6 protein-coding genes are annotated in these 7,267 nt (G+C 43.5%); all 6 read left to right on the forward strand.

All coding sequences use genetic code 11. The annotated features are described in order from the left end of the window. Window positions 1–64: 64 nt before the first annotated feature. The 6 genes from yidD to L0J61_RS07860 all read left to right on the forward strand — a co-directional run bounded on the left by yidD (window position 65) and on the right by L0J61_RS07860 (window position 6,997). Window positions 65–439 (forward strand): membrane protein insertion efficiency factor YidD, encoded by a 375-nt coding sequence (gene yidD / locus L0J61_RS07835; RefSeq protein WP_301465860.1) that lies wholly within the window; start codon window positions 65–67, stop codon window positions 437–439. A 214-nt stretch (window positions 440–653) separates the two neighbouring features. Continuing rightward, window positions 654–2,336: a membrane protein insertase YidC gene (gene yidC / locus L0J61_RS07840; RefSeq protein WP_301465862.1), complete on the forward strand. Its 1,683-nt coding sequence runs from the start codon at window positions 654–656 to the stop codon at window positions 2,334–2,336. Window positions 2,337–2,566: 230 nt separating this feature from the next. Further along, complete coding sequence (mnmE, locus tag L0J61_RS07845; RefSeq protein ID WP_301465867.1) at window positions 2,567–4,006, forward strand: tRNA uridine-5-carboxymethylaminomethyl(34) synthesis GTPase MnmE; 1,440 nt, start codon at window positions 2,567–2,569, stop codon at window positions 4,004–4,006. Window positions 4,007–4,118: 112 nt separating this feature from the next. Then, a complete protein-coding gene (nrdR, locus tag L0J61_RS07850; protein ID WP_301465863.1) occupies window positions 4,119–4,577 on the forward strand; it encodes a transcriptional regulator NrdR in 459 nt (152 codons plus the stop codon). 185 nt (window positions 4,578–4,762) lie between these two features. Then, entirely contained in the window at window positions 4,763–5,824 is a 1,062-nt protein-coding gene (gene ribD / locus L0J61_RS07855) for a bifunctional diaminohydroxyphosphoribosylaminopyrimidine deaminase/5-amino-6-(5-phosphoribosylamino)uracil reductase RibD (protein ID WP_301465864.1), read from the forward strand. Between the two features lie 498 nt (window positions 5,825–6,322). Next, on the forward strand, window positions 6,323–6,997 hold the full coding sequence (locus tag L0J61_RS07860; protein WP_301465865.1) for a riboflavin synthase: 675 nt from the start codon (window positions 6,323–6,325) through the stop codon (window positions 6,995–6,997). The last annotated feature ends 270 nt before the right edge of the window (window positions 6,998–7,267 follow it).

Here is a 7,267-nt window from a genome sequence, read left to right on the forward strand (position 1 = left end):
ATTAGTAATGAAGATTTAAAAAAAGAAATAAATAATATTTTTAAAAAAATAGAAAATAAATAAAATGAAGTTTTTAATAAAAAAAATAAAATATTTTATTTATAATTTATTTCGTCTTTTTATTGTTTTTTATCAAAAAATAATCAGCCCATTATTTCCTGCCAGATGTCGGTATTACCCAACGTGTTCAAATTATGGTAAGCAAGCACTAGCATGGCACGGTGTTCAAAAGGGTAGTTGGCTGACGTTAAAACGTATCTGCCGCTGTCATCCATTAGGCGGTCATGGTATTGACTTTGTACCACTGCCCTTGTCTTCTTATCGCTATCAGTTTTTGCCTGTTGCGGAGTTCGCTGTTATCAAGTCTCGGGGTTGGTATGTTTATAGAGACCGTACTGGCTATGTCGCTCGTCTAAACCATATGATGAGCTTGGTGTAACGCTCGACAGCAAATGTGTATAGAGCCATGACCTCAACAACCTTCAAGTTATATAGACTCTTGGTATCATTTATAATGGTTTTTTAGTAAAATGATGAACATTTTATGTGATTGACTGCCGATATCACTGCTCAGGATGCGTTGTAGTACTGGCGGGTGGTCATGACACATGCCTGATTTTTTATTCCCTAATTTTTTAATCTAGGAACGGTTTATGCAAAAGATATTTCGGGTGATGATCATCGTTGCGATGTTGATCACCGCTTATCTGCTGATTTTGGCATGGCGAGATGATTATGCTGATACACCAGCTGTGGACACAGTGCCAGAAGCTACCAACACAGTAGGTGCTGACATTCCTTCTTCGACAGGTGCGGCAGGTGATATTCCAGCACAAGCGTTACCTGCTGATTCAGGTGCTGTGGCTGAGACTTCGGTCCAAGATACAGGCTTAATCACAGTAACGACTGATCGCTATGATATAAAAATCAATCCAGAAGGCGGTGACATCGTTTACGCTGCTCTCAAGCAGTATGACGAGACGCTCGATGGTGATACGTCTTTCGTATTGTTGGAGAATAACAGTAATCGTGTGTATGTGGCTCAGTCTGGATTGATCGGTCAAGATGGTATCGATACAGCGGACAGCCGTGCTATCTACAGTCACACTGCTAATAACTATGTGATGGAAGCAGGGCAAGGAACGTTATCAGTACCACTCACCTATGAAGAAAATGGTGTGACGGTTACTAAAACCTTTACGTTCACAGAAAACAAATATCCGATTGATGTTAGTTATCAGATCCAGAATGCTTCTGCCGATGCTTGGCAAGGTCAAATGTTTGCGCAGCTAAAGCGTGACGATAGTAAAGACCCCGGCATGTCTGATAAAGGTGTGCTGAGCATGGCGACGTATTTAGGCGGCGCATGGGGTACACCTGATGACCCATATAATAAGCTGAAGTTTGATGAGTTTAATGACGGTGAGCTGACCACAACGAGTAACGATGGTTGGGTTGGTGTTGTGCAGCATTATTTTGTCTCTGCATGGACGCCTGAAAATTTCACTGGGGATTTCTTTAGTCGTGAAACTGGTAGTGATTATTTCATCGGTTTTAATAGTGAACCAGTCAATGTAGCACCAAATAACCAATTAACATTGAATGCTACGCTATATGCAGGACCTAAGGTACAGTCTGAGCTTAAAGACGTGGCTGTGGGATTGAATCAGACCGTCGACTACGGTTTATTATGGCCAATTTCTAAGATCTTGTTTGCTATCTTGGATGGTATTCACAATATTATCGGTAATTGGGGTTGGTCAATTATTGTACTGACCATCTTGGTAAAAATCTCTCTAATGTGGTTCTCAAATAAGAGCTACTACTCTATGGCAAAAATGCGTGCTATAGCGCCAAGACTGACGGCGCTTAAAGAAGAGCATGGCGATGACCGTATGAAGATGTCGCAAGAGATGATGGCGATTTATAAAGAAGAGAAAGTTAACCCAATGGCTGGTTGTCTGCCTATTCTAATGCAGATGCCGATATTCTTAGCGTTGTATTGGGTGCTAGTAGAGAGTGTTGAGTTGCGCCATGCACCATGGATATTGTGGATCCAGGATCTTTCAGCGATGGATCCTTGGTTTATTTTGCCGTTGATTATGGGTGCTTCGATGTTTGTCCAGCAGCAGCTAAATCCACAGCCAGCTGATCCAATGCAAGCAAAAGTGATGAAGTTCTTGCCTATTATCTTCACTGTTTTCATGCTGTTCTTCCCTGCAGGTCTGGTTCTATACTGGACGGTGAACAACTTATTTAGTATGACGCAACAATATATTGTCAACAAAAAAGTAGAGAAAGAAAACGAGCTCCGCACTGTGAAAGTTCAGGATTAAAAGGCTCGGCCTCACTGCCTGATAGTTATTAGATAGTGATTAACAGAAACCACCGCTATAGCGGTGGTTTTTTTATGTTTGATGATTAAAGCCTTGCTTATACCTGTTCGTTAAACCCTAAAGAGCATGAGTAATAACGCTGAAAATTGACCGCTGTAAGTTTGTTTTGTCAGTCTGCGTTCAGCCGTTTATAATGGGGCTTTTAGTTAACGAGAGTGATTGTGGAACCTATAGAGCTGACACAAGACATACCTGATATATCCGACAAACCTGAGCTATCTGGACTGCCCACGATTGCCGCTGTAGCGACACCGCTCGGTCGTGGCGGCGTTGGTGTGATACGTCTGTCAGGTGATCGTGCATACGCTATCGCCTGTGCCTTAACTGGGAAATCTGCCTTTACACCACGTATGGCCAGTTTTTGCCGGTTTTATCAAGAAGGTGGTATGGTGGTTGATGAAGGTTTGGTGCTATATTTTAAGGGACCAAATTCATTTACGGGTGAAGATGTCATTGAGCTGCAAGGGCATGGTGGTGTGATTTTGCAAAACCAGTTGTTGGCTCGAGTGTTTGAGTTGGGTGCAAAGCAAGCAGGTGCAGGGGAGTTTTCTTATCGTGCTTTTGATAATGATAAGCTGGATCTGGTGCAGGCAGAAGCCATCGCAGACGCTATCGATGCGACCAGTGCTGCCGCTGCTAGCAGTGCCATTCGCTCTCTTAGTGGTGAGTTTTCACAAAAAATAAATCAGCTTTTAGAGCAGCTGATTCATTTGCGTTTGCATGTAGAAGCTGCGATTGATTTTCCTGATGAGGAGGACGTGGATTTCTTATCTGACGGCGTCATACAAGCTAAGTTGGAGCAAACGCAAGCTAAAATACAGCAAGTGTTGGCAACAGCAAAACAAGGTCAGTTGTTACGAGATGGTATTCACGTGGTGCTAGCAGGTAGACCTAATGCAGGTAAATCGAGCTTGCTGAATCGCCTAGCAGGACAAGACCGAGCTATCGTGACCGATGTAGCCGGTACTACTCGAGATACGCTACAAGAAACGGTCGTACTCAATGGTTTGACACTGCATCTGACCGATACGGCAGGGTTGCGTGAAACAGAAGATACGGTCGAACGCATTGGCATTGAGCGTGCGCACACTGCTATTACACAGGCTGATATGTTGTTGATGGTTTATGATGTCACTAGAGATCTTGAAGAAAAAACCACGCCATTACAGTTAGCCGAGCAGCTATTTGGTGAGCTTCCAGAGCCAAAACGTTTATTAATTATCGCCAATAAAAGTGACTTGTTGAGTGCTAACGATAGTGATATGAAGTCTGTTTCGAAAATGCAGATCAAAGACCAAGGTTACGAACAGGTCGATGTTTCATGTGAAACAGGCACCGGTATCGATGAGTTGGTAGAGACCTTGTGTGATAAGGTAGGATTTCACCCACCAGAAAACAGTCTGATTGCCCGTACGCGACATATCGATGCGCTGAAGCGGACGGCTGATTATTTAGCAGAAGCACACGACCAGTTAACAGTATTTCAGGCAGGGGAGTTGGTTGCCGAAAGCTTACGCCAAGCTCAGATTAGCTTGGGCGAAATCACGGGTGAGTTTAGCGCTGATGACCTGTTGGGTAAGATATTTGGTAGTTTTTGTATTGGTAAATAGCCAACACTCAATAAAAAACGTTTCGTTTTTAATTGACTAAAAAAACAGCTAAGGTAAACAATACACAACGTGAGTGCCCACTGATCTGTCTATCTTTAAAAAGGGAAGTATTATGCACTGTCCATATTGTAACGCGTCAGAGACCAAAGTTATTGACTCGCGCCTTGCTGCAGAAGGTGCACAAGTACGTCGTCGTCGCTCGTGCAATGGCTGTCAGGAACGTTTCACTACCTTTGAGATGGTAGAGGTAGTAATGCCTCGGATCATCAAGTCTAGTGGCAAGATAGAACCCTATGACAATGAAAAACTTCGTCGTTCTATCTTATTGCCGTTGCAAAAGCGTCCTATTACGATTGACGACCAAGAGGCGATGATTAGCCGCGTTGAGAAACGGGTTCGGCAAATGGGTGAGCGTGAGATTAGCAGTAAAGTTTTGGGTGAGATTATCATGAGCGAGCTTAAGACTTTAGATGATGTGGCCTATGTACGCTTTGCTAGCGTATATCGTGACTTTCAAGACATTGATGCTTTCCATCAAGAGATTGCCAATATTCGTCCAAATGAAAAGTAGTATCAAGCCCGAACTCACGATGAGATATAGTGAGGTCGCTTGCTTTGAAAGCTAGCGTAGTATTTGCAGTTTGAGTTATAAACTCAGTCATCACGTCGTCGCGTTGTTCTGCTCATATCAGGCAAAAACTGATTAATAATACCAGTACTGATTTATTCATCTACTCATTGATTAAGCCCACACTTATGTCACAGCTCAACCCAAACCATGCCCAAGATGCACAAGACCGTTACTTCATGATGCTTGCTATTGAACAAGCCAAGCAAGGCTTGTATACCACCAGACCAAATCCTGCAGTAGGCTGTGTCATCGTTCAGGGAGAAACCGTTGTCGGTCAAGGGTTTCATCCCAAGGCAGGTCAGCCTCATGCAGAAGTATTTGCGCTCAAAGAAGCAGGGAACAACGCAACAGGTGCTACTGCCTACGTGACGTTAGAACCTTGTAGCCATACTGGGCGTACACCGCCTTGCGCACAGGCACTTGTCGATGCTGGTGTGAAACGTGTCGTGATTGCAGCACTTGACCCCAACCCACAGGTTGCCGGACGAGGTATAAGGCTGTTGGAACAGGCTGGGATTGAGGTCACGGTTGGCGTATTAACATCACAGGCAGAGTCACTGAACCGTGGGTTTTTGAAGGCGATGCTCACGCAAATGCCTTACGTGCGCCTCAAAATTGCTACCAGCTTAGACGGCCGCACAGCTATGGCGTCTGGCGAGTCAAAATGGATCACATCTAGCGCCTCTCGTGAAGACGTACAGAGACTGCGGGCGCAAAGCGGGGCAATCATCACTGGCAGCAATACCATCATTGCCGATGACCCACAACTAAATGTCAGATCCACCAAGCTAGGTGTGTCTTTTGAAGAAGTGCCCAAACCCTTAATTGTGGTTTTAGATCGGCGTCAACGGTTGGGACACAGCCCGAAGTCTAACTATCAGTTATGTCGTCGTACGGATACGCTCTATTGGCGTGAGGATAGTTTGGTGGCATTACTAAAGGCGCTGGTTAGTGACCACCAATGCTATGACGTATTAGTGGAAGCTGGTGCTAGCGTGGCTGGAAGTTTCTTGAGCCAGCACCTAGTAGACGAATTGATTGTCTATCAAGCGCCTTGCTTGCTGGGAGCACAAGCGCGTCCAATGGTCGATTTCAACCCTCTTGCTTTGGCTCAACAAAGACGTCTTAGAATTGGTAGTCATGAACAGACAGGCTCTGATCTTAAGCTGATATTGTTCCCAGTATAGTTGCTTTTTTAGCCCATGTTTTAGCAAAACCTACTTTAGGCAATGCGGGGCGGGCAGTAAGTGTGAATAAATAGGATTGTGATTATGCTGTTCCACATGAAACTGTGCATAAGTTTGTTTCACATGAAACTAAAATCTGCATCTTTTTTGGTTTTTTTATAATTTTATCAACAAAAACAGGTGTTTATAATTGTTCCTGCTGTTCTTGTCTATGATTGGTTAAAAGGTGGTTTTTTGTGGATAACTTAGTGTGGATAAAAGGTTCTAGGGGTGTTTTTCTTGAAGGTCTCGTACTTATCCACAGGCTTTCACGAGGATAAATATGCTGTCACGTTAAGAGTGACATAATAACTTAACATACATGAGTAGTAGAGCGTGTCACAGTTGGCTCATTGAAGTGTTGATATATTCAGTGGTCTTAAAATCTGAACGATGACACGCGCCAATTGAACAAGATACGTTGTCGGTTACGACACAAAATAATGCAATGAGGTCGTTATGTTTACTGGAATTATAGAAAGTGTTGGAAGTGTTAAATCTATGCAGTCTACTGGTGGTGATATACGCTTGACGATAGAGTCTGATGGCTTGGACTTCAATGATGTAAAACTGGGAGACTCTATTGCTTCAAATGGTATTTGTTTGACCGTCGTGGCGTTCGGTAGTAATTATTACTCTGTTGATGTTTCACGTGAAACTATTGCCCGTACTGCATTAGAAGAATTAAAAACAGGTCATGTTGTTAATTTGGAAAAAGCGATGTTGCCGACCACTCGTTTCGGCGGGCATATCGTTGCCGGTCACGTTGACGGAGTTGGCGTCGTCAGTAAGCTGCAACAAGATGCACGCTCAATTTATATAGAAATTGAGGTGCCACAGGAGTTAGCTCATTACACGGCGACTAAAGGCTCTATCACTGTTGATGGTATTAGCCTGACGACTAATCTGGTACGTGACAACGTTGTTTCTCTAAATATTATCCCACATACCGCGCAAATTACTAATATTGGCAAACACTGGCTAGTAGGGAGTAAGGTTAATATTGAGGTGGATGTGGTAGCACGTTACTTAGAGCGCCTGTTAAACAAGTCACAAGCAGGTGAGGTGAATACATCTAACCCACAAAGCCAAATTACTGAGGGATTTTTGGCGGAGAATGGCTTTATGAAATAGGAAGCATAATTTACAGCTAATGCTCTACTAGTATCAGGTTTCTTTGGTTCTTCTGACCTCAACTACTCTCCATAACCATTCTGCATAGACTGATAGCTGCTCCCTAGTGCTAATGGGTAAGTGGAGTGAGGTGGAGTGGAGTGAGGTGGAGTGATATCTTTGATTTGTAGTGGCATAATAAACTTGGACAGTGCATAAGAGGTTTATACTACCCCAAAGAAGGAAACTAGTATGACCAACAAACGCAACCAATATACCCGAGAATTCAAA

Origin of the sequence: Psychrobacter sp., from assembly GCF_030457785.1 — a bacterium.
Taxonomy (GTDB): domain Bacteria; phylum Pseudomonadota; class Gammaproteobacteria; order Pseudomonadales; family Moraxellaceae; genus Psychrobacter.